The organism is Sinobacterium norvegicum (assembly GCF_923077115.1).
In the GTDB taxonomy this organism is placed as follows: Bacteria; Pseudomonadota; Gammaproteobacteria; order Pseudomonadales; family Sinobacteriaceae; genus Sinobacterium; species Sinobacterium norvegicum.
In genome coordinates this window covers 41,477-63,805 of record NZ_CAKLPX010000002.1, presented here as the reverse complement: position 1 = coordinate 63,805, position 22,329 = coordinate 41,477, and the positions used below count along the sequence as shown (strand labels likewise).

18 protein-coding genes are annotated in these 22,329 nt (G+C 49.5%); 12 read left to right on the top strand and 6 right to left on the bottom strand.

The window, feature by feature from the left end; all coding sequences use genetic code 11:
- Positions 1-191: 191 nt before the first annotated feature.
- Both L9P87_RS09265 and L9P87_RS09260 read right to left on the bottom strand, forming a co-directional pair.
- The gene (locus tag L9P87_RS09265; protein WP_354001893.1) at positions 192-1,415 is read right to left on the bottom strand and encodes a BaiN/RdsA family NAD(P)/FAD-dependent oxidoreductase; all 1,224 of its coding nucleotides are present in this window, start codon (positions 1,413-1,415) and stop codon (positions 192-194) included.
- Positions 1,416-1,417: 2 nt separating this feature from the next.
- Positions 1,418-2,137 (bottom strand): HAD family hydrolase, encoded by a 720-nt coding sequence (locus L9P87_RS09260; RefSeq protein WP_237444452.1) that lies wholly within the window; start codon positions 2,135-2,137, stop codon positions 1,418-1,420.
- 203 nt (positions 2,138-2,340) lie between these two features.
- On the opposite strand from L9P87_RS09260, the gene L9P87_RS09255 reads away from it, so the two are divergent.
- Genes L9P87_RS09255 through L9P87_RS09245 form a run of 3 tightly spaced genes read left to right on the top strand, consistent with a single transcriptional unit; the run spans position 2,341 to position 5,250 of the window.
- A complete protein-coding gene (locus tag L9P87_RS09255) occupies positions 2,341-2,724 on the top strand; it encodes a BlaI/MecI/CopY family transcriptional regulator (protein WP_237444451.1) in 384 nt (127 codons plus the stop codon).
- A gap of 11 nt (positions 2,725-2,735) precedes the next feature.
- Positions 2,736-4,301, top strand: coding sequence for a M23/M56 family metallopeptidase (locus L9P87_RS09250; protein WP_237444450.1), 1,566 nt, complete (start codon positions 2,736-2,738; stop codon positions 4,299-4,301).
- A gap of 16 nt (positions 4,302-4,317) precedes the next feature.
- The gene (locus tag L9P87_RS09245) at positions 4,318-5,250 is read left to right on the top strand and encodes an alpha/beta fold hydrolase (protein WP_237444449.1); all 933 of its coding nucleotides are present in this window, start codon (positions 4,318-4,320) and stop codon (positions 5,248-5,250) included.
- 466 nt (positions 5,251-5,716) lie between these two features.
- On the opposite strand, the gene queE is transcribed toward L9P87_RS09245, so the two are convergent.
- The 3 genes from queE to L9P87_RS09230 all read right to left on the bottom strand — a co-directional run bounded on the left by queE (position 5,717) and on the right by L9P87_RS09230 (position 7,276).
- Positions 5,717-6,373 (bottom strand): 7-carboxy-7-deazaguanine synthase, encoded by a 657-nt coding sequence (gene queE / locus L9P87_RS09240; protein WP_237444448.1) that lies wholly within the window; start codon positions 6,371-6,373, stop codon positions 5,717-5,719.
- A gap of 74 nt (positions 6,374-6,447) precedes the next feature.
- Entirely contained in the window at positions 6,448-7,107 is a 660-nt protein-coding gene (queC, locus tag L9P87_RS09235; RefSeq protein ID WP_237444447.1) for a 7-cyano-7-deazaguanine synthase QueC, read from the bottom strand.
- A gap of 31 nt (positions 7,108-7,138) precedes the next feature.
- Entirely contained in the window at positions 7,139-7,276 is a 138-nt protein-coding gene (locus L9P87_RS09230) for a hypothetical protein (protein WP_237444446.1), read from the bottom strand.
- A gap of 805 nt (positions 7,277-8,081) precedes the next feature.
- Here L9P87_RS09230 and putP point away from each other — a divergent pair.
- Both putP and putA read left to right on the top strand, forming a co-directional pair.
- The gene (gene putP, locus L9P87_RS09225; protein WP_237444445.1) at positions 8,082-9,572 is read left to right on the top strand and encodes a sodium/proline symporter PutP; all 1,491 of its coding nucleotides are present in this window, start codon (positions 8,082-8,084) and stop codon (positions 9,570-9,572) included.
- Positions 9,573-9,718: 146 nt separating this feature from the next.
- On the top strand, positions 9,719-13,387 hold the full coding sequence (gene putA / locus L9P87_RS09220; protein WP_237444444.1) for a bifunctional proline dehydrogenase/L-glutamate gamma-semialdehyde dehydrogenase PutA: 3,669 nt from the start codon (positions 9,719-9,721) through the stop codon (positions 13,385-13,387).
- Positions 13,388-13,561: 174 nt separating this feature from the next.
- On the opposite strand, the gene L9P87_RS09215 is transcribed toward putA, so the two are convergent.
- On the bottom strand, positions 13,562-13,711 hold the full coding sequence (locus L9P87_RS09215) for a hypothetical protein (protein ID WP_237444443.1): 150 nt from the start codon (positions 13,709-13,711) through the stop codon (positions 13,562-13,564).
- 231 nt (positions 13,712-13,942) lie between these two features.
- Here L9P87_RS09215 and L9P87_RS09210 point away from each other — a divergent pair, with 231 nt between their 5' ends.
- From L9P87_RS09210 to L9P87_RS09180, 7 genes are all read left to right on the top strand, one after another.
- A complete protein-coding gene (locus tag L9P87_RS09210) occupies positions 13,943-14,767 on the top strand; it encodes an SDR family oxidoreductase (protein ID WP_237444442.1) in 825 nt (274 codons plus the stop codon).
- Positions 14,768-14,788: 21 nt separating this feature from the next.
- Complete coding sequence (locus L9P87_RS09205) at positions 14,789-15,481, top strand: glutathione S-transferase family protein (RefSeq protein WP_237444441.1); 693 nt, start codon at positions 14,789-14,791, stop codon at positions 15,479-15,481.
- A 428-nt stretch (positions 15,482-15,909) separates the two neighbouring features.
- The gene (locus L9P87_RS09200) at positions 15,910-16,221 is read left to right on the top strand and encodes a hypothetical protein (protein WP_237444440.1); all 312 of its coding nucleotides are present in this window, start codon (positions 15,910-15,912) and stop codon (positions 16,219-16,221) included.
- Positions 16,222-16,470: 249 nt separating this feature from the next.
- Positions 16,471-17,271, top strand: coding sequence for a hypothetical protein (locus L9P87_RS09195; RefSeq protein ID WP_237444439.1), 801 nt, complete (start codon positions 16,471-16,473; stop codon positions 17,269-17,271).
- Positions 17,264-20,515 carry a DEAD/DEAH box helicase gene (locus L9P87_RS09190; protein WP_237444438.1) on the top strand — a complete coding sequence of 1,084 codons (3,252 nt, stop codon included), beginning with the start codon at positions 17,264-17,266 and terminating at the stop codon, positions 20,513-20,515. Before L9P87_RS09195 ends, L9P87_RS09190 begins: the two co-directional genes overlap by 8 nt.
- 136 nt (positions 20,516-20,651) lie before the next feature.
- Positions 20,652-21,104: a hypothetical protein gene (locus L9P87_RS09185; RefSeq protein WP_237444437.1), complete on the top strand. Its 453-nt coding sequence runs from the start codon at positions 20,652-20,654 to the stop codon at positions 21,102-21,104.
- An 86-nt stretch (positions 21,105-21,190) separates the two neighbouring features.
- Complete coding sequence (locus L9P87_RS09180; protein ID WP_237444436.1) at positions 21,191-21,865, top strand: HI_0787 family protein; 675 nt, start codon at positions 21,191-21,193, stop codon at positions 21,863-21,865.
- Positions 21,866-22,329 lie beyond the last annotated feature (464 nt).

Below are 22,329 nucleotides of genomic sequence, written 5' to 3'. Positions count from 1 at the left end.
CCCCTAAGCCCCGATTGATTCGGGTTTTTTTAATGGTCGCTATGGAGCGGTGAGCTGCCGTAAATGGCTAATAAAAATTGTTAGGTGGGCCGATGTCTGTAGTTGAAGGGTAAGCGGCCATCAGTGATTTAGATTACATGGATTGTCTTCGTTTTCTTCAAATAGTCTGCTTTATAATTTGTTCATACCAATCAAACATACTGCCCGGCAGCGAAGCCGGACGACCAGGCCCACTGGAAGTTAAAGCCGCCCAAGTGGCCGGAGACATCGAGCACCTCGCCGATAAAAAATAGCCCCGGCTGTTTTTTCGATTCCAATGTCTTGGAGGAGATCTCGTCGGTGTCGACGCCGCCCAGGGTGACCTCGGCGGTGCGATAGCCTTCCGTGCCCGAGGGCTTTAGCTGCCAGCCGTTAATCTGCTCGCCCACCTGCTTCAATACTGCATCGGTGATCTCAGCCACCGGCCTGTCCTGATAGTCGGCCCAGAATAATGCCTGTAGCTCAACCACCAAGCCCTTGGACAGGTGCTGCCCCATCAGAGTACGCAACAGTGATTTTGGGCTGCTCTGCTTCTGCGCCAGCAACCACTCGGGCATATCGAGGCTGGGGACCATGTCGAAGCTGACGGTGCTGCCCGGCTGCCAATAGTTGGACAGCTGCAACACCGCCGGGCCGCTGAGGCCGCGATGAGTAAACAGCACCGCCTCACTGAAACTGCGTTCCTGACCATTGACATCGATACAGCTGAGCGTGCCATCGAGGGCCAGCCCCGATAAACGTTCGCTGATACCTTTGACGTGATCACTGAAGGTAAACGGCACCAAACCGGCGCGCAGCGGCAACACTTTTAAGCCAAACTGGTCGGCAACATCGTGGCCGAAGCCACTGGCTCCCATGCTTGGTATCGACAGGCTGCCGGTGGCAATCACCAGCGACTGGCTGCGTAACTCACCCTGGTTGGTCTTCAGCGTGTAGTGTGGCTTTGCTGTCGACGGCGCCATCACCTTATTGGTATTACAGTGAGTATTTACTTTCACCCCAGCCTTGTCGCACTCGGCCAGCAGCATATTGAGGATGTCCTTGGCCGAGTCGTCACAGAACAATTGCCCGTGTTTGCGCTCGTGGTAGGGAATACCGTATTCCAGCACCATGGCAATAAAATCCCAGTTGCTGTAACGCTTCAGGGCCGACTTAACAAAGTGCGGGTTGGCGCAGATATAGTTGTCTGGCGTCACCTCCATATTGGTGAAATTACAGCGGCCGCCGCCGGACATTAAAATCTTCTTACCGACCTTATTACTGGCATCGATGACCAAGACCGAGCGTCCGCGCTTGGCCGCCGTCATCGCGCACATCAAGCCGGCGGCGCCGCCGCCGATGACGATGACGTCAAACATTGAACGGTTCTCCGACACCACTATTGCCCCGCCAAGCCATCGATAAACGCCATAAACTGCTGCGGTGTGGCCACCGTATCGGTGGGCACAACATCACCGGTGCGTTGATTACCGTGGCTGATCCACAGCGAGCGAATACCACTGTTATTGGCGCCGGCAATATCGGCGGTCAGCGAGTCGCCGATGTGAATCGCCTCGCTGGGCAAGCAGTTGGCCAGCGTCAACGCCTTGCTGAAAATACTGGCCGCCGGCTTCTGTTCCGGCTCCTGGCCGCCGATAATAATATGATCGACATAATCGTGTAGCTGCACGGCGGCTACCTTGGCCAACTGCGAGAACTCTGGGCCGTTGGTAATCACCACCAATTGATAGTGCTGGCGCCACTGCTGCAGCTTATCGGCAACACCATCGAAGAAGCCGAAACATTGATTGCGAGTGTCGTCGAAACACTGCTGCAAGGTCTCGGCATGATAGGGTGCGTCGACACCGAGGCCGGCCAAAATTGTCTCAATCAACAACAGCCGAAATGCCCCCTCATCATTAATCGGCAGAAAATACGCTGCCTGCTCGGGGGTGAAGTCGCGGTAAATGCCGGTCAGGTACTGGCGGCTAAACACCTCGCCATCGATACCCGTGTGCAGCGCTGCCGCCCGCTCAGCCATGGCTTGCAAGGCGAGGTTATTCGCCCCGGTGGTGTCACAGAGAGTTTCATCGAGGTCGAGCAGCAGGGCTTTGTACATAGGATTCTTCAGTCATCGAAATAATGACGATCATTATAGCAATAGGCATCGACGACTCATACCATCAACGTAGCTTAAAGCTACGCTCTGATCATCGCCAACAATCGTCGAGGAGGTTTGGCTTTTAACGGCAAATGACTTACTATAATTCGCCGTTAAATCGCAACAATATCCGTCCATTGTTAATCTTTTAAGGTCGTATTATGAGCCTCCAACCACTGCCCGAGCTGTCCAAGTCTGAACATGAGATCATGCAGGTGCTGTGGCTGGCTGAGAAGTTCAGTATTCGCGAGGTACACGACCAACTCGATAATGGCTGGGCCTACTCGACCACCAAGACGGTCATGGACAGAATGGTGAAAAAAGGCCTGCTCGAACGCGGTAATTTTCACGGTGTTTTTCTCTACCGCGCGATGATCAGCCGCCCCACTGGCATGGCCAAGATCGTACGCTACTTTGCCGAAAAGGTCTTAAAGGTAGAATACCCCAGTGTGGTCTCGATGTTTGCCCAAAAAGGCGATTTGACGGCGGCGGAAATTGATGAGTTATCGCAGCTGATCGAAAACGATATTAAAAGCGGCAGCTAAACACAACGACCATGTGGTTGCCCATACTCGATATTTACAGTTTTCAAATTATCGATCTACTGAAAATGCAGCTGGCCTATTCGCTGTTTCTTTTTTTTCCGCTATTGCTGATTTCACGATTTTTTGCCAAGCGAAATCCCCTGCTGGTATTTTCGTTGTGGCTGCTATTATCGCTGACGCTGATTCTGCCCAGCAGCATACTGCCACTCAATTATTACAGCGAATACAACCTGCGAACACTGTTCGAACACTGGTTTTCATTGGAGTTCAGCCAAGACAACGTCATTCGCAGTCAACAGGCGGTCGAAAACTTCAGCGCCGCTATCTTTATGGAACTACCAATAATCACCTGGAATATGCTGTTATTATTGCTATGGCTCATCGGCAGCACCTGCGTACTGGTGATGACAATAAAGCAACGTGGCCACTATTATCGCCTAGTGTCTGATCGACACCGCGACGACAGCAGGGAAAATTCCAGCGAACAAAACCATCACCTACAACAGAGCTGCCAGCGCTGGCGGCAGCGTTTTTCCATCCGCCGCCCCATCACCGTGGTCGTCGGGGATGACAATATATCGCCGTTTACCCTTGGGGTTTTAACACCTAAAATCTATTTATCAAAAAATATAATTGGGCAGCTTGATAAGTCCAGCATAGACTTGATCATCGGCCATGAATGCAGCCATATCGCACGTTTTGATGATCTCTGGATACAACTGCAAAATATTATTCAGGTCATTTTTTTCTTCTACCCTATTCTCTGGTATGGCCACATCAAACTCGGTGTTTACCGCGAGGTGTTAACCGATAAAAAACTATTCGACCACGCCGCTGTCGACAAAAAAGCCTATGCCGAAGCGATGTTGGCGGTATTAAAATGCAGTCAGCCGCAGCCCACTGCAGCATCGATGACGGTACAACAATTTATCAGCCACCAATCCGCCTACCGGATTCGCTTCCATCATCTTAATCATGTTGCTCCGACAGCCCCGACACAAATGGCGATTATCGCCGGCATCATTGCCACCTTGGCGCTGTTTGTACTGCCGCTGCCACCTCCGGACAGTCCCCAACCCTCCCCCCTCAGCCCAGCTCAGATAGCGGCAATCATCGACGCCAACAACATTCACTTTGCCCCCCCCTTGGCCAAGGCCGCACTCAGTTCGGGCTACGGCATGCGTCACCGAGAGCAAGAGCATGGTACGCGGGCACCGAGACAGGATTTTCACACCGGCGTCGACTTAGTCGCCCCCCTGGGCAGTACTATTGTTGCCGCCGCAGACGGTGTTATCGAGCAGGCCCAGCCACGCTACAGCGACGGCATCAGCACCTCATTAGGCAGCTATATTACGATTCGCCACAGCAACAACAGCCTCACTTTTTACGCGCCATTGTCGGCGATACAGGTTAAGCTTGGGCAGGTGGTCAGACGTGGGGAGGCCATTGCCCTGCTCGACCAGGTACCCATACGCAGCAAGGGTGTACACCTACATTTCGAAATCTTGATCGATGGTTATCCAATTGACCCCGAGGCGTTGATTAAGCCCGCAGGCTTTACCGCCCCCGCTAAATAAAACACCAGGACAGACTATGCCAGCAGCGACTTCCCGCGCCACAAAACACGCGATTCAACGACCGGGAAAGACCGATATCGAGGTGTTTCTTTGGCCCAGCACGCAACCGATCAATGGCGTTATTCAGCTACTGCATGGCATGGCCGAACACATCGAGCGCTATCAATGGTTGGCCGAGCAACTCAACAGCGCTGGCTGGCATGTCATCGGTCACAACCACCGGGGCCACGGCGCCCAAACCGCCAACCCTGGCCACTATGATTGCTACGACGATGAGCGTAATGGCTGGCAGGGGGTCTTAAACGATGTCTTTGCGGTCGCCGATTATGCTCGCCAACAGTGGCCGCAGCAACCGCTGGTCTTACTCGGCCACAGCATGGGCTCTTTTATCGCCCAGCACTGTGTCATGCAACAACCCCTTTCTTATCAGGCAATGATTTTATCCGGCTCGAACAAGCCCAACCAACTGCTGTTGCGCAGCCTTAAACCGATATTGTGGTTTGAGCGAACCGTCCACAATCTCCAGCACCACAGCAGCCTGATCGACAAACTGTCGTTTAGCAGCTTCAACCGCCAGGTAGGCGGCGGCCGCACCGGCTTTGAGTGGCTAAGCCGCGATCCGCAACAGGTCGATGCCTATATCGACGACCCACTCTGTGGCCAATTGTCGACGGTCGGACTGTGGTGTGACTTTAGTGATGCCATGCTGCGCATCACACCGGCGGCAATCGCCTGTGTGCCCGCGGCACTGCCGGTATATATTCTCTCCGGTGATAACGACCCGGTTGGCGAAATGGGCAAGGGGGTCAGCAAGCTGGCGGCAATGTGGCGTCATAACGGCAACACAGTAGACTTCAAGCTTTACCCCGACGGCCGACACGAGCTGTTTAACGATACCAACCGGCAACAGGTAGTCGATGATTTATTGCCCTGGCTGGCAGAGCAATAGCATCAATCAGAAAGATAAAACGCAGGCAAAAAAAAGCCGCTAAACGGGGGAGAATAGCGGCAAAATATAACCTTGGATGTTGGAAACACACATGAAGTGATGGCATCTATTATCGTCATTCTGAAAAAATAAAATATTCGCAGTTATACCACCATCGCTGCCAATAATACTTATATTCAAGATCAATATTTTTTTCACCACTTTTCAACGGCGAAAAAAAACCGCTAAACGGGGGAGAATAGCGGTAAAGATAACCTTAGATATGGAAATACACATGAAGTGATGGCATCTATTATCGTCGTTTTGGCAAAATAAAATATTCGCAGTTATACCAGCAAATCTGCGTCCACTACCTACAATCTATATCAACTTTTTCAGCTGCACTTTTGACCACAACAGGGGCGGCAAACATCACCACTACTCGATGACAACAGTCGGCGCTGGCACACGTTTCTCGGCCTGTTGTTTAGGCGATATTGAGCACCTTGTGCTGCTGTAAATTCAGCCGCCACTGTGGGTGTTGTTGGCAATAATCAATCGCCTGCTGATAACCGCTGCTGCCAAGCAACGATAAGTGCGCCTGACGGTAATCATTCTCTGGCGAGATATAGTAACGGCCGGCGTCTATCTGTAGATAGTCGGCGGGGTCGATGCCCTGCTGCGGATAAACCACCTTCAATTCATCACAGCGACGCACCACAATCTCGGTGCCCTGCTTGGGGCTGACGCAGACCCAGTCGATGCCCTCGGGCAGCGGCAGCGTGCCGTTGGTTTCGATGGCAATCACACAGCCCTTATCGTGCAGCGCATCGACGGCGGCCTGATCAAATTGCAACGCTGGCTCACCACCGGTGATAACGACAAAACAGGGGATGCTGTCATCCGGCCACAGCGACGTGATCGCCTCGGCTAATTGCTCTGGCGTCTTGAACTGGCCGCCGTTAACTCCATCGGTGCCGACAAAATCGGTATCGCAAAACCGGCAATCCGCCGTCGCCCGGTCTTGCTCGCGACCACTCCACAGGTTACAGGCGCTGAAGCGACAAAACACCGCTGGGCGACCGGCCTGACCGCCCTCACCCTGCAGTGTATAAAACATTTCTTTGATACTATAAACAGCCATAACAACCCTGTGAATAACACTATAAATCTTTAATTAACAACAAGATGAAAACTTATCAACACTCGATAAAATACTTATTCGCTGTACGCTACCGGATCTTTTTGACCGACCACGGCAAAGGCCTCCAGCCGCTCGACGCAGGAGCCGCAGCTGCCACAGGCTTTCTCTAAGCCCTTGTAGCAGGTCCAGGTGTCACCATAATCCAAGCCCATTTCGACCCCGTCTTCAAGAATTTCAATCTTGCTCTTATACAGATAAGGAGCATAGACATCGACCACCTCGAAGTTAGCCAGACGAGACACCTCGTTCATCTTCTCGACGAACTCGGGGCGGCAATCGGGATAGATGGTGTGATCGCCAGAGTGGGCGCCGTACCACACCGCCTCGGCACCGATATCGACGGCATAGCCGATGGCCAGCGAGATCAGAATCATATTGCGGTTGGGCACTACCGTCGACTTCATATTCTCCGCCTCGTAGTGGCCGTCCGGCACCTCGATGTCACTGCTGACCAGCGATGAACTCTGCAGCAGGTCAGAGATGGCGGTAATATCGGAGACCTTGTGCACAATATTCAGCTTGTCACACACCGTTTTCGCGCAGACCAGCTCTTTACTGTGCTTTTGGCCGTAATTAAACGACAGCGCAAACACCTCATGCCCCTGCTGAATCGCCTTATTCAATACCGTGAATGAATCCATACCACCGGAATAAATGACAACGATCTTACCCATAACCCACTACCTTCATCTGATTTACCCAATATTATAGCCAGCCCTGCCCATTTCCCCCGCTGTGATTACCGCCGCCATTATCGATAACAATAGCGTGGCCAGACACCATCGATGACGGTGAAGCGATAACAATGAGAGAACAGGGGGTGTTGTCTTGATACAGCGGCATTGATCACCACTGCTGCCAAAAACAACCAAATAAGAGACAGAACAGCATAGCTACAGTTGCAGCCGGCGATTATAACGGATTCTAACAGGCCGGGCTAATCTGCCCCAAAACAACAAATCAATGAACACATTAAATCATCAAAAAGCTGTTGATTTCTCTGTAGGCCGCCTAGCCTGCGGCGATTGAACAATATTGAGTTATCAACCGCTATTTTTCACCCCATTTGCGCTGTGGAAAATTATCGCCTCTATTTGAGCCTCCGTGCCTTTTGTCGGTGCAAACATAACTTTTTGCGATTAACAACGTCGACAACCCTTACATATATTTATTAAAAACCCGTTGATAATAGGGGCTTGCCGCAGTTTTTGCTCAAAAAAACAGCGCTTAGTGGATAAAACTACCTAAGTTGTAAATTATGACGGTTTGTCACTTTTTCCCCAGATTCTGTGGATAAGCTTGTGCGCAAGCCTGTGTTGATTGCGCCAGCCCCAGTGATACTGGCGTCGCACAAAAACGGCTGTTTTTTACACAATCGTGTCGCAAATATACCTGCTTATTTTTCGACCAAGTCGACAACTATTGCGCCTGCTCGCTAGCAGACTCTCGGCCCAAACAACAGCCAAAGGCTCAACATCAGTGACGGTTTCGCTTCTATACTGAGGAGCCACAGCCTGTTATTACGTCACCGAGCGACATAGATCAATTATCGGCCAGATAAACAACTCGTATATTGGTATTCACCTATTGCCCGAATAGTGTACGCCGCCAATAGTCAATTAATAACGATATAAGGGAGCAACCCAACGTGAGCGAACTATTAATAACCTTATCGCCATATATTCTATATTTGGCCATCATTGCCACCCTGGCCTACTTTGCCTACCAGCGAACGACGGGGCATTCAGACTACATGCTGGGCGGCCGTAGTTTAGGCGGTGCAGTGGGTGCACTGACCGTTGGCGCCTCTGATATGAGTAGCTGGTTGCTACTGGCCCTGCCCGGCGCCTTTTACATCAACGGCATTAACCAGCTTTGGCTGCCCTTTGGCCTGGCTCTGGGTCAATTTATCAACTGGACAATGGTGGCGCCGCGGCTGCGTGTGTTCACCGAGAAGTTTCAGGACTCGCTAACCATTCCATCGTATTTCCACAACCGCTTTAAGGATCACAAGGGCTGGCTGCGTATTGCCACTGCCGTGGTTATTCTCATCTTCTACGCCGTCTATACCGCCTCCGGTTTTGTCGCCATGGCTATTGCGCTGGAAGCGGCCTTTGGCCACTACGGCATCGACTATATACACGGGCTGATTATCGGTGGTCTGATCGTGGTCTGTTACTCGGTGGTTGGTGGCTTTCTCGCCGTCGCCTGGATTGATTTCTTCCAAGGCTGCCTGATGTTTGTTGCCATTTTGTTAGTGCCCTTTGCCGCCATCGCCTCGATGGGTGGCTACAGCGAGACCATGGCCCTGGCTGAACAGTTCAACCCTAACAGTATGAGTCTGTTTAGCGGCGTTACCTTTATCGGCGTTATCTCGTTAATGGCCTGGGGCCTGGGTTACTTTGGTCAGCCCCATGTGATCGTTCGTTTTATGGCACTTAAATCCGTTAACGAGGTACCCAAGGCGCGCTTTATTTGTATGAGCTGGATGATACTTGCCATGTACGGTGCCATGCTGACCGGTCTTGCCGCACTGGCCTATTTTGAATCCGCCGGTGCACCGCTGGATCGCGCCGAAACCTCACTACTCGCGTTGAGCAACGCACTGTTCCACCCCTTTGTCATGGGCGGCATTGTCGCCGCGGTATTGTCGGCCTCGATGAGTACCATCTCTTCTCAGTTGTTGGTTGCCGCCAGCTCTCTGGCTGAGGATGTTTATCACGGCCTGTTCCGTCCTGAGGCGGAATCGAAAGAGCTGTTATGGGTCGGTCGCCTCATCGTCATCGTCGTCGCCGCCGTTGCCATGCTGATTGCAGCCGACCCGGCCAGCTCGATTCTGGCGCTGGTTGCCAATGCCTGGGCCGGACTCGGTGCCGCCTTTGGGTCAGTCATCATCGGCTCGCTGTTCTGGCGCAACATGACCCGTAACGGTGCCCTCGCCGGTATGGTCAGTGGCGCTGCCACCGTTATCATCTGGAGCAGTCTGGCCGGTCAAGGCGGTATCTTCGAGCTCTACTCGATTGTCCCCGGCTTTATCGTCAGCGCCCTCTGTATTGTGGTGTTCTCCCGCGGCGGCCAAGACAGCCTCGGGCAGATTCAGCAGGAGTTTGACGACGCGGTTGTTGCCACCAAGGCCTAACCGTTAGTCGATGCCAGGCTGCCATGGTGCAGCCTGTTTCAGCTCAAGCGTGCATCGCCAAGCGCCGGTGCACCAGTGTTTGGCGATTCAGTGCATAACACATCACCAAAGTGCCTCTTTAGTTTACTTGTTATATAGGTTTGCCCATGTCTAGTTTTGACTCGCAGTTCAGCGCCGATTTCTCCAGCCTAACAGCGTATTTTCACCTCAATGAAGACACTATTGTGCAGCAACTGCTCAACGTTGCCGATGATCAGATCATCGATCAGCATCAGGTCGATCAATGGACGGTTAAGTTAGTTGAATATATTCGCAGCGAGGCCAAGGGCAAGCTCGGCGTCGAGAACATGATGCACGAATACGCCTTAACAGAACCCGAGGGCGTGTTGTTAATGTGTACCGCCGAGGCGTTGTTGCGGGTGCCCGACAGCTATACCGCCGATGCGCTGATTGCCGACAAGCTGGCCCGCGGCGAGTGGGAAGACTATATCGGCAAGAGCGATGTCTGGCTGATGAACGCCTCAGCCTGGGGCCTGTTAATGACCGGTAAAATGCTCAAGCTTGGCCGCGGTGATGTCGAGAAGGCCAAACTGGGTCTCGGTGCTGTGGTCCGCCGCACCGGCGAGCCGCTGATTCGCTCGGCGGTTAAGATTGCCATGCAGGTCATGGGCAAGCAGTTTGTACTCGGGGAGACGCTGGAAGAGGCGCTGAAGAAATCAGAAAAATGGCAACAACAGGGCTACCAGTACTCCTACGATATGCTGGGCGAGGGTGCCCGCACCATGAAGGATGCCGACGACGACTACCAACGGTACCATGAGGCGATTGAAGCGGTTGGCCTTAACAACACCGACAACAGCCAGCCGGAAAATACCGCCGGTGTGTCGATCAAGTTATCGGCACTGCATCCGCGCTATCAATTCAGCCAGCGCGACCGCGTCTTCAGCGAGCTACAGCCAAGGGTGCTGACCCTGGCCAAACTGGCCTGCAAATACAATATCAACCTCACCATCGATGCCGAAGAAGCCGATCGCTTAGCGCTGTCGCTAGAGATACTCGAGCGATTAATGGCCGACGAATCACTGGCGGGGTGGCAGGGCTTGGGGCTGGCGGTGCAAGCCTATCAACGCCGGGCACCGATCGTCATCGGCTGGCTGGCCGAGCGCGCTGAGCACTACCAGCGCCGCTTAATGGTACGGTTAGTAAAAGGCGCCTACTGGGATACCGAAATCAAAATCAGCCAAACCGCCGGTTTCGATAGCTTCCCCGTCTACACCCGCAAACAGGCCACCGATCTTAGCTACCGTGTCTGTGCTGATAAGTTACTGGCTGCCCGCCAGTGGCTTTATCCACAGTTTGCTACCCATAACGCTTACACTGTGGCGACGATTCTTGGCCTCAGTGACGACCACACCGGCTTTGAATTTCAACGCCTGCACGGCATGGGGGAAAGCCTGTATGAGGGCTTAAAAGACGAGGGTATCTACCACGGCCCCACCCGTATCTACGCCCCCGTCGGCGAGCATGAATCACTGCTGGCCTACCTGGTACGTCGACTGCTGGAGAACGGCGCCAACACCTCGTTCGTTAACAAAATTATCGACCCGACGATTCCGCCGCAGGCCTTACTGGAAGACCCGGTAGAGTTTATGCGTCAGGTTAGCCCCGTGGCCCACCCCAAGATTCGGCCACCACTGGCGGTTTACACCGACCGCGCCGTCGCCCCCGGTCTCGACCTACAAACAGCCTCGTGCGAGCAATTGTTTGCCAACGGTATCGAGCAGGCCGAGGCGGCTATTGCGACCATCGCCGCCAGCCTCAATCGTGGCGAGCGAGACTATCCGGTACTGTCGCCGTTCAATCTTAAGCCACTTACACAGGGTGTGAAGCTCTGGGACTCAAGCGATGTGCTAGAGGCACTCAACCGCGCCAATAGCGCTCAGGGCAGCTGGCAACAGCTCGGTGCCGAGCAGCGTGCCAGCATCATTGAAAAATTTGCCGGCTTACTACAGCAGCACAAGGCCGAGTTGATGGGCTTGCTGGCACTGGAAGCGGGCAAGAGCCTGGCCGACACCGACGCGGAACTGCGCGAGGCCATCGACTTCTGTCATTACTACGCATTACACGGCAGAAAGCTCGGCGATAAGCGCGCCGCCTTGGGCACGCTGTTATGTATTGGCCCCTGGAACTTCCCGCTGGCGATTTTTATTGGTCAGGTGGTTGCCGCCCTGGTCGCCGGTAATACCGTGTTGGCCAAGCCGTCGGAGCAGACCCTGCTGATTGCCGCTCGCACCCTCGAATTATTGCATCAGGCTGGCGTCGCCCCTAACGCCGCTATTCTGCTGCCCACCGACGGCCCCACCGCCGGCAATGCATTACTGTTAGAGCCATCCTTAAGCGGCGTGATGTTTACCGGCTCCACCGCCACCGCTCAACACATCTATCAACAACTGGCCAGCCGTGAGGGCGAGCTGCCCATGCTGATCGCCGAGACCGGTGGCCAGAACGCGTTGATTGTCGATTCGACGGCGCTGCCTGAACAGGTGGTCGACGATGTGATCAGTTCTGGCTTCCAGAGTGCCGGCCAACGCTGTTCGGCGCTGCGCGTGCTGTTTGTACAGGAAGATATCGCCGACAACCTCAGCGAGATGATCGTCGGTGCGATGCAGGAATTACGCATCGGCCTGTCGACCGACCCCGCCATCGACGTTGGCCCAGTCATCGATGAGAAAGCACTGGCACGTTTGCAGCAGCACAGCGACTATATGGAGAGCAACGGTCGACTGATCCACCGCTGTGAGATCCCCGACGCGTGTAGCGAGGGTTATTATTTCGCCCCAAGTTTCTATGAAGTCGACAGCATCGACTGCCTCACCACCGAGGTGTTTGGCCCAGTGGTCCACATGGTGCGCTTCAAGGCCGGTGAGTTGGATGCCGTGATGGATAAGATTAACAGCACTGGCTTTGGTCTGACCTTCGGCATTCACTCGCGGGTACAGAACCACGTCGATCAGGTGGTCGCCGCCTCCAACGCCGGTAACGTCTATGTTAACCGCAACATCATCGGCGCCGTCGTCGGTGTACAGCCCTTCGGTGGCTGCGGCCTCTCTGGCACCGGGCCAAAGGCCGGTGGCCCCGACTACCTAAAACGCTTAGTGGCTTATACAGCGATCGAGAAGCGCGCCGAGATCAGCTATAGCAGTGGCCGCCAGGTCGACTTTGCCGAGCTTAAACAGCGCCAACAGGGTTGGCAGCACAGCGGCTTTGAGGAGCGGCTGAATTTGATTCGTCGCAACCTCGGCGAAGTCGCCACCGAAGCCTGTGCCGAGTTTGCCGCCGAGCTCTGTGGCCCTCGCATGCTGGAGGGCCCCACCGGCGAGGATAACAGCCTCAATATCGAAGCCCGTGGTTTGGTGTGGATCGACCCGTCGATCGATGTCGACCGTCAGCAGCTGGCGCAGTTGATTGGCCTGGCCATCGTCAGCGGTAATGTTGTGGTCACCACCGACGCCGTGGTCAGCCAGCTGGCCAGCAGTCACGGTTTGATCACCGCCGGTGTGTTAGCCGTGCACAACGTCGCTAACCAGCAACAGCATCTGGCGCTGATCGCCAGCGACAATGTTGATGTGTTAGTGCTACCCGCCAAGGCGCAGCAACTGCTGAGTGCCACCTGCGACAAGCCCGGTGCGCTGCCGGTGATTCTGTCTCACCTCGATGCCGAGGCCGCCATGCTGCGCCTGGTTAACGAGAAAACCGTCAGCAATAACATCGCCGCCGCCGGTGGCAACGCCCGTCTGATGGCCGATATGGACTAGCCGTTTGGTGAGGTGTTAGAACGTTAAGAGAGCGGGCTTTTTAGCCCGCTTTTTTGTGGCCAATAAAAGACAATCGGCTGGCTGCTTCGAAGGTCGCTCCGTCAGTCACACCCGCTCTCCTGTCGCTGCGCTTTTTAAAGTCGAGGGCAATGACTGACTGCGCGGCTTTGGCAACTAGCCCCCGCTGCAACCGATGGTGCGCCGAACATACTTCCCTGTAGGCTCGGCTTCAGCGTCCATGCTGAAGACGCCCATCGGCTGCTGCGTGGTCGACTCTGACAGACAACCGTTGCTATTTTGGCGCTCCGAATGCCACTGCGTCATTCACCCCCCTCTCCTGTCGCTGCGCTTTTTGAAGTCGATGGCAATGACTGACTGCGCGGCCTATCGTCTGGCAGCGATAGACACCATGGCCTCACCACGATTGGCAACGCAGGGAGGCGCTCTAACAGTAATATTGAGGTGGTTAACCTCAATAAGGTAGGGATGTCACCACTTATCCTTTATCCTTAACCCCTACGCTAAATACAATGGACTCGCATTCAGGAGTAAAGAGTGAACGCTAAAATTATTTTAATCACAGGCTGCTCATCGGGCATCGGTAAGGCGACGGTGGAGCATGCCGCCAGCCGAGGTCACACCGTGCTGGCCAGCGCCCCTGCGGCGGAGTTGTTAGATGATATACCCGACCAGGCTGCGGCCAAATACGTCATCGATGTGTGTGATGAGGCTTCTATCAGCCATGCCGTGGCATCTGCCATCGAGACCTATGGCCGTATCGATGTGCTGATCAACAACGCCGGTTACTGCCAGGCGGGGCCCGTCGAGCTGGTCAGCGCCGAAAAGGCCCAGCGCCAATTTGCCGTCAATGTACTGGGGCCGCTGGCGATGATCCGCCACGTCACCCCGCATATGCGCCAAGCCGGCAGCGGCTGTATTATTAATCTATCGTCGTTGATGGGCATGATGAGCCTGCCCTTGCTCGGTATCTATAGCGCCTCTAAACATGCGGTTGAGGGTTTTAATGACTCGCTGCGGATGGAACTCAAGGATTTCAACATTGATGTGGTATTAGTCGAGCCGGGCTTTATCAAAACCAATCTGACCGCCACCGCCATCGAGCAGAGCGACGCCGGCTGGTTGCAAGATGACAGCAACCCCTACCGCGAATTACTGGCCAGCAGCGAGAAGAAATCCGCCGACATCGGCCCCATCGAAGGCCAGGCCAGTGATGTCGCCGAGGTGCTTGTAAAGGCGCTAGAGAGCCGGTCACCGAAGGCCCGCTACAAGGTGACCGCTGTCGGTAAGCTGCTGCCGCTGATCGCCAAGATTATGCCCGCCAAGTGGCTGGACCGCTTACTGATGCAGATGATGACCTAAACCCTAAAGGCCCGCTTAATCATGATATTACACCACATGCCGATGTCGCCCTTTGGCGATAAAATTATCCGCATCCTCAACTACAAGGGGCTGGACTATACGCTGCGTGAATACCCGCCCGGCAGCCAGCAAGTTAAAAAATTTAACCCCACCGGCAAGCTGCCCTGCCTGCAACAGGGTGAGCACTGCCTCGGCGATTCAACCGACATTGCCTATCAGCTGGAACGGCTCCAGCCACAAAAATCACTGATCCCCACCTCCCCTATCGAGCGGGCACAGGTGCATATTATTGAGGACTGGGCCGATGAGAGTTTGTATTTCTACGAGATGCATCTGCGCTTCGGCTTAGCCGAGAACAGCGCCAGCAATGTCCCGAGAATGATGGCCAATAATCGCGGCATAGCTAAATGGTTTTTGACCAAGGTTTTCCCCCGCGCGATACGCTCCATCACCAATACCCAGGGTGTTGGCCGTAAAAGCAGCGAACAACTCACCGTCGACCTCAAGCGCCATATTCAAGCGGTGAATGACCTGCTGCTGCAGGGGCCGTGGTTGGTGGGGGATTCACTATCGCTCGCCGACATCAGCGTCTATGTGATGTTGAATTGTTTCAAAGACAGCCGTCAGGGCATTGAATGCCTGCAGGGGCACGACAGGGTCAACGATTGGATGCTGCGCGTTGAACAGGCAACGGATGAGAAAATAGGGGATTGAATTTTAGCTTGGCCGCTCCGCACGCCACTGCGTCAGTCACCCCCCTCTTCTGTCGCTGCGCTTTTTGAAGTCGAGGGCAATGACTGACTGCGCGGCCTAGGCTATCTCAATACTGGCTACAGGGTGTGTTTTCTTGCAAGCATGACCGTGTTATGAAGCCACCGGGCGCTTGAACACGGTAGAATAGCTTGTAACTTGTTGATAGTATTAGGTAGCGTTTTTTGTTACAGGGAAAACCTTAGAACAACGTTATTGTTGACTTCGGGCTCGCTTTGCTTTTGGGCCTGAACCGTATGCAGTTGATAAATATAATAATTATTTTTTTAGGCCAATATATAATGGGCGAAAACAGCAAAAGACATATAACGCCTGTTGGCCTATTAATTCACTGTTATAGCTCATAGTTGTATTGAGTGAGGACCAGTCTTATGTTTCGAAACGAAAAAATGGTTGTGCCTGGCGGGCTGCACATTGCACTTACTATTATTGTGGCTGTCCTCTCTTTCGCTGCAAATAATTATTCTCCGGCCGCTGGATATGTTTTGGGGTTGGTGGCGTTAGTCTTGATTGGTTCACAATTTTGGTTTTCATTTCGTATCTGGCCAACTTATGGTCATAGCGCAAACCCATGCATTTTTGGTCTTTATTGGGGGCTTATGAGTGGGCTTATTCTCCCTTTTATTTTCAGCATTTTAATCAATGAGGGAATGCAGGGTATTTGGGATTTATTGAATGGCTGATAACGCAGCTATAACAAACTGCTCAACCGGACAGTCACTGCTCCGGCCTTTTTGGTGTAAGTCACTGCGCTCCAATTTACACCAAAAAGACCTCCACAGTGCCTGCCCGTTAGCAGGGCGTTATGAGTAAGGTGCTCATCGTTAAAGTTATATCTTGCGAAATACTAAGAATTAGAATCAATCACCTCGAGTAGGGAATATTGCATCCAATTTTCTCTACAATTGAGCAATTAAAAAAACTGGAATTTTATGCCTATAACACTAACGCCCTATACTTCTGATGAGCTCTGCCAAGGGCATACATGGGTTATCACAAATGAAGATTTGTTAGCGCAGGTGGTTGCTAAAGTTCTCATGGGAAAACAGCTACATGTTGAGAAAATCCTTAAGGGACTCAGCGAAAGCAGGGTTAACTTTAGAGATAATGTAGTAAATGATGCTATTAATAAGTTAACTCTTGAAGACAATGAAGACCCCTATCATCGTGATGGTCTTATCTTTCAAATATTTTCATGGGTAGCAGCCCATAAATCAAAAAGTGACACCTCAGTTCTAAGAGCCCCTCATCTAGTGAAAGCTCAAAAGGGATTTGATGGCTTACAGATAAATATTAACGATGGAAATGTCAGCGATATAATTATTTTCGAAGATAAAGCAACAGAAAACCCACGAAAAACTATCAGGGAAAAGGTGTGGCCAGAATTCAATGAGTTCTATCTAGGTGAAAGGGAAAGCGAATTACAGCAAGAAGTCACCACAATGCTTAGCATGAGGCCTGATATTGTAAATGATATAGAAGAAGCTATCGAAACAATTTTTTGGGAGCAAGCAAGAAAGTTTAGAGTGGCTACAACTGCTAGTCAGAGTCATATGAGCGCCGAAGGTAGAGCTAGATTATTCAAAGGTTACGATACTACAATCTCAAACCATACGGTTGACTATAGAAACGCCGAATGTGTACATATTCCTGAGCTTAGGGATTGGATGCAGCACTTTAGTGAACAAGTTATTGAGCATCTAAACTCCTATAGAGGTAACCCCGATGTTTGATGCTAGTGCTGCAGAGCTTATTAGTCAGGCTCCAATTTTTGGGGATGTGGATTTACCAAACTTGCCAAAGGAATTAACTAAAGGCTATACAGAAGTTGTTTCTGCAAGAATAGCATATAGAGAAAACATTAATAATGATGATCAATTAATCGCATTATTAAATGAGGTTAAGAAAATTGCTTCTACTTATGAAGCATATGTATTCCTACAGAGTAGTCAAAATGATCACAAAGCAGCAGCATTTGTAGCAGCATCAGCTCACCAGTTGATTTTTCAGATAAGTAGTGTAATAGATAACGAATACATATCCGATGCTTTAAACGATCACTATATTGTCCCGCAAATTTCAGCGTCTCTACTTTACTTTATCGCCGGCTATACTGCTGATTCGTCAGAGATGATCAGTAAAGTTAGCGTCGAAAACAGTCGAGATATAGAAGTTAAAATAATTAAAGCATTACAATCACTGTTAACAGGTCAATTAAAAGATTTTGATGCGAATCAACCTGACTTTCTTTTAGGGAATGAGTGGGGAGAGGTTGCCGCGTCCAATGCGTTATGGGCGCATATCCATCGTGGGATAAATATTCTGTTAACTTCCATTTCAAGTAGTTCTGATATATTTAGTGACTCACTTGAAGAGGCCATCTCAGCATTCAATCAAGTAAAGATTTTGTCTGAAAGCAATGAAGAGATAACTCTAGGAAGGCATTATGATAAATTTACTTATCAAGGTATCTACATAGGGCAATTTTATTTGGCCAGCTTGCTTCATGTTGCCAGTGACACAATCAAGAAAGTTGCTTTAGTTAACACGCCCACACCCAATGGCGTCAATAATGAATCATGGAAGGGTATACTGAATAGCATATCAGCGGATCGCCCATATTTATGGCCTAATCATATTGAAGCGATTAATCAAGGCTACCTAGACCAAGGTGTTTCTTCAGTCGTTAGCTTTCCAACTGGCGGAGGTAAATCCACTCTGTCAGAGTTGAAGATTGCTACCTCTTTAATTCGCAACGAGCCTGTAGTTTTTGTGGTTCCTACTCTGGCACTAGTGGATCAAGTTTCAAAGTCCCTTAAATCCGCTTTCCCTTCTGTTACAACAAGAATGAGCATAGAAGCATTTGATGTTGAAGAGCTAGAAGTAGAGACTCTGCCAGACATATCTGTAATGACACCTGAAAGTCTACTTGTAAGAATGAGCTTCACCCCAGATGCATTCAGTTCGGTTGGATTATTTGTTTTTGATGAATGCCATCTAATCCATTCAAGATCATCAGAGGTTGCTGATAGAAGAAGTATTGACGCAATGCTATGTTTGCTGCGAATAATAGATCTGTCTAGCGATGTAGATATATTGCTAATGTCTGCAATGATCGAAAATAATAGCGAGCTTTCCAACTGGCTTAGGGAACTGATAAATCGAGATGTGCTCGCTCTCAACATTAAATGGAAGCCAACTAGACAAGCAAAAGGTTGCGTTGTATATGATTCGCAGCGAATAACAGAGCTAAATGAGTACATTTCTGGCGCCAATCGAACTCCGAGAGGCAATCTAACTGCTGCTGCCAAAAGAGAGTTGTCGGCTGCTCCATATAGCTTTTTCTCTCTTAACCAAACTTGGCATTCTAACAGTTCAAATGATTATAAGTTGACAAGACTCTCTAATAGAGATGTAGCTCTCGGTGTAAATGATTACGATTATTTGACTGCGAATAGAAATCAGGTTGCTGCATCAATTGCGAAAAATTCGATGTCGGTAAATATTAAAACACTAATCTTTGCCGCAGACACTAAGTCATGTGATTCAATAGTAAAAAGTGTGCGCTCAACTAGCCCAGAAGTTATAGAGTTAAATGATTATGAAAATAAACTGAAAGATCTTATTAATTTAGAGTTTGGTGGTGACCATACTTACTATGCAGCAGATTCTATTTCGTTGCCTCATCACGGACTTTTGATAAAAGAGGAACGTCAGCTCCACGAGTCATTATTTGGCAGAGATAGCGGAGTTAATTTGATCGTGGCTACCTCCACACTGGCACAAGGAATAAACCTTCCAGCAGAATGCGTAATTATTGCAGGAAATACTAGGTTTGACCCATTGGAGAATAGACAGCAAGAATTGGATGCCCATGAGTTGCTGAATGCGGCCGGTCGGGCTGGTAGAGCCGGAAAGAATTCAACTGGAGTTGTTTTGGTAATACCAGGAAGAGTTGTTAGTTTTGATTCTGAAAGAACTAGAATTACAGATTATTGGAGGGAGATACAAGAAGTCTTTTCAAATGAAGACCAGTGCTTGACCATTGAAGATCCTCTACAGCTAGTGCTAGACAAGTTACATATCTCCGATGATTTTGATGATGAAGATGTAAAATATTTTATCCAAAAATTACCTGTCAGCGAAGATGGTGATTGTTCAGGGTTTATACGCTCAACTTTCAGCGCATATCAAGCCCGGTTAAGCAATAACAATAATTGGATTGAAGAAAGCATTGAGGTAGCAAATCGAGCGTTCAATACAATTAGAGAAAGTGATGATTCAGATGGTGAAATAGAGTGGTATGATCAACTTGCTTCAGCATCAGGGTTAGAGTCAGAATTAATTCGTCAATTAGAGCAAGACCTCATTGAGGTTCTACCAAATCTTCACACTCCAATCGAATATATAACTTGGCTCGTAGAATGGATCGCAGAATCATATGATAGGCTTGTAAAGTTCATTCGAGAGGAATCTTTGGAAAGAACATTCAAAGGAGATTTTACTAGGCTTAATGAATTGGAAAAAATAAATTACTTCAAAACTACAGCCACTGGTGCATTAACCTTATGGATGCAAGGTTCAAGTTTGAAAGATATTGAACTACAGGTTGGAACATCTGAAAATAGACTTGAAAAATGTAATAAAGCTCGTCAATTTGTCATCCGTATTGTACCAGAGATTGCATATTCTGCTGGTGTTTTGGCGCATGTATACCGGTATACACTGGCAGATATAGGTTTGAATCCTGAGAACAATAAACTTGAATACCTAAGTCAAATGACTCGTCTTGGATTCGATAAATTTAGTAAGCTTGTATTAAACAATGTCGTTGACGCACCAACCGCTAGGGTTAATACACATAATATATATAGTAATATGGGGGATAGTTTGGAGGGCCTTGATGAAGGAGCCAGTTTCTCAGATTTAATGTCTGTTATTGGTCAAGCACATCGACATTGGAAATCGGAGCTATAGGTTGGCAACTCATAACAAACGCATGCACAGCGACAATTAAAAGTCAGCCTGTTTTTTTGCGAAAAAACAAAGGCTGCAAAAAAGCAGTCCAACTTTCAATTGTTCGTGATGCGGGCGTTAGCTGCTCAAGGAATGTATGAAGAAATATCAACTTGTGGCACCATTATCAAATATTGTCGAGCAAGCAACTTATGAAAAGTGGCTGCATAGAAAAGCAAGCTCACACGTCAAAAGAGACCGTGCGAGGGGTAATAAAACGGCAATGGTTGCAGAGTACAAAATTGAAATTCATCGAGCGGTTTTAGACTGTAATGGACTTGATGTATACACCCAAGAAAAACTAGACTGGTCATTATTGAGCAAATACGATAATGACCAATCAAAATTGCACGGTCGAAGATATAAAAAACTATTTGCTATGCTTCCATCAGTAGATCACGTAGACGATGGTTTAGGTAAACCAAATTTTAAAATATGTTCTTGGCAAACTAATGATGCTAAAAATGATCTTGAGTACAGTGAATTCGTAGAGTTATGCCATAAGGTTGTGCAAGTCGCAGCTAACAAGAAAATAAACAAGGACACGTAACAGTTGGCTACGTTTCGCTTCGCTACACAATTTTAGCCAACCATTAATTAGCCTGTTATTTGCGCGTTATACGCAAAGAGGGAACTGTGAAGCTTCAAGAAATAAATGAGAAAAACATCAGATTGACTCTTTATCAGCATGATGCGGAAGGAGGAAATTTAATTAATTCTAGCCTCAGAAAACTATTTTCATCTTTGAATGATGAAGCTAATCAGTATGAAGTATCAATTAAAGTTGCTGAACTTAATCAAATTTATTCAACTGCTATACAGTATACAGCTCCCGTAGTAGATAAAATTGTCTCAATAGTTGATAACCAGCATATCAAATTAAACGAAGAAGAATATGCAGTGTTAGTAGATGATATTTCGAAGGTGTCATGGGTTAGCAACACATCAGGAAAGATTCATTCGCGTAATAATATGTCTTTTTGCTCAAAATATATTCACTTTCTTAGCGGCTACAAGCTGCCAATCTATGACAGCTATATCTGGATAGTAATGGTTGGCTACCTAAATCAATATTACAATTCAAAGTTAAGCTTCGCCAACCCTAAAAGCTACAATGACTTTTACGCTGTTTTTAAAGAGTTTAAAAAATCATTTGATTTACACAGTTATTCAAATTACGACATTGATAAATACTTATGGCAATATGGTAAAAATATAATAAAACGTATTGGAAAAAAAGAACAAGTCAATTTAGACAAGGCAAAATCAATTTTAAAAAAGCGTATAACAAGCGTGTACACCAAGGACTAAATTTCCGTTACACCTGTTGGCATTGCTTCGTAATTATACGCCAACAACAATAGGCTCAGGCCTTTGATTTATGATCAAAGACCTGTTTTCGTCAGTAGATTCCGCAGGAACTCACCAATAACGAATAAAAATTCGAAGGTCGTTAAATGATCAGGAAATCGCCATCAACAGCCTAAGATTCACTTTACTATTATTATTTCTGTATTGTTCGGCAGCATTTTCTCGTGCCCGCGCTGGATGCCCACCGGAAATGATCGATGAATGCAGAGAGCTATTAATGGTGATATCAGGCGGCAGCCAAAACATCCTATTTTTAGAGGTTGTCGGTGGTACAATCGTATTTCTGATTACCGCAGCACATATACACGAGATTTTTTTAAAAGATGAACAAGACGTTAAGCCTCAAGCAAGGATGGTATGCAAGGGCACAATGGGCCATAGGAAAAATTTTACAAAGGTGGGCT

Excerpts from the sequence above, each read along its gene's own strand:
- L9P87_RS09260 (WP_237444452.1), bottom strand. The coding sequence starts at position 2,137 with ATGTACAAAGCCCTGCTGCTCGACCTCGATGAAACTCTCTGTGACACC.
- L9P87_RS09255 (WP_237444451.1), top strand. The coding sequence starts at position 2,341 with ATGAGCCTCCAACCACTGCCCGAGCTGTCCAAGTCTGAACATGAGATC.
- L9P87_RS09250 (WP_237444450.1), top strand. The coding sequence starts at position 2,736 with ATGTGGTTGCCCATACTCGATATTTACAGTTTTCAAATTATCGATCTA.
- L9P87_RS09245 (WP_237444449.1), top strand. The coding sequence starts at position 4,318 with ATGCCAGCAGCGACTTCCCGCGCCACAAAACACGCGATTCAACGACCG.
- queE (WP_237444448.1), bottom strand. The coding sequence starts at position 6,373 with ATGGCTGTTTATAGTATCAAAGAAATGTTTTATACACTGCAGGGTGAG.
- queC (WP_237444447.1), bottom strand. The coding sequence starts at position 7,107 with ATGGGTAAGATCGTTGTCATTTATTCCGGTGGTATGGATTCATTCACG.
- L9P87_RS09230 (WP_237444446.1), bottom strand. The coding sequence starts at position 7,276 with ATGCCGCTGTATCAAGACAACACCCCCTGTTCTCTCATTGTTATCGCT.
- putA (WP_237444444.1), top strand. The coding sequence starts at position 9,719 with ATGTCTAGTTTTGACTCGCAGTTCAGCGCCGATTTCTCCAGCCTAACA.
- L9P87_RS09215 (WP_237444443.1), bottom strand. The coding sequence starts at position 13,711 with ATGACGCAGTGGCATTCGGAGCGCCAAAATAGCAACGGTTGTCTGTCA.
- L9P87_RS09205 (WP_237444441.1), top strand. The coding sequence starts at position 14,789 with ATGATATTACACCACATGCCGATGTCGCCCTTTGGCGATAAAATTATC.
- L9P87_RS09200 (WP_237444440.1), top strand. The coding sequence starts at position 15,910 with ATGTTTCGAAACGAAAAAATGGTTGTGCCTGGCGGGCTGCACATTGCA.
- L9P87_RS09195 (WP_237444439.1), top strand. The coding sequence starts at position 16,471 with ATGCCTATAACACTAACGCCCTATACTTCTGATGAGCTCTGCCAAGGG.
- L9P87_RS09190 (WP_237444438.1), top strand. The coding sequence starts at position 17,264 with ATGTTTGATGCTAGTGCTGCAGAGCTTATTAGTCAGGCTCCAATTTTT.
- L9P87_RS09185 (WP_237444437.1), top strand. The coding sequence starts at position 20,652 with ATGAAGAAATATCAACTTGTGGCACCATTATCAAATATTGTCGAGCAA.